Source organism: Dellaglioa sp. CoH-55-MRSF-7 (genome assembly GCF_056782235.1).
In genome coordinates this window covers 1-753 of the sequence record NZ_JBXAYI010000028.1, presented here as the reverse complement: position 1 = coordinate 753, position 753 = coordinate 1, and the positions used below count along the sequence as shown (strand labels likewise).

Annotated in this window: 1 protein-coding gene; it reads left to right on the top strand. The window is 45.3% G+C overall.

The features are described 5' to 3' along the window. Positions 1-48 precede the first annotated feature (48 nt). The gene (locus AC1RPU_RS07660; protein ID WP_481769592.1) at positions 49-408 is read left to right on the top strand and encodes a hypothetical protein; all 360 of its coding nucleotides are present in this window, start codon (positions 49-51) and stop codon (positions 406-408) included. Positions 409-753: the final 345 nt, after the last annotated feature.

Genomic DNA, 753 nt, shown 5'->3' with positions numbered 1-753 from the left:
CGCGTCCAAACCAGTAATAAACCATATTAATTAACGGGAGGCTCAGTCATGACGCAAGTAAACGCAAATGCCGTGGCTGAGTCTATTCTGACTCAGCAGAATTCAGCTGCTAATGCAAATGCTATAGCGGAAACTCTGCTACTTACACAGGCTACTTTAGTCAAAGCCAATGCAGTAGCAGAAACCTTGCTCACGGTTGCGCCGAAAAACATACAAGACACGTATGTTCAGATGGAAATAATTTCAGGCGGTTTGATTCCGGCGAATGACTATGGAGTTAAGCTTGAGGTGATTGCAGGGCTTCCATATGACACACAGGATGGATATGTGACGCTAGAGATTATAGCGCAAACCACGCTGACGCCAGCAAAACCGATGACAACAATAACTTGGTTTACCCCATCGTGAGGATGTTATGATTCTGACTTTGAATGACTCTACAAAAACTGCAAGTATACAAGATTGGGATCAATCGGATTGGGACCTACAGAAAGATACCATACCGTGGGACTATACAATAGAGTTCGATCCCATGATAGACGGTGGCATACTAGACACCATTCGAAACGACAGAGAAGTGCATTACGATCAACGAACCATCTATATACAAGAATGGATCGGCAACACGATGATCGTTCGACCACAGATCATATACGTACAGCAGCTTTTGCCCTTGGCTTCAGACCCGTCGGCACCGTCTGGCACGTAATTAGAGGATTCAAAAATGGCACTCTTGTTCAGCGAGGGCTGGGA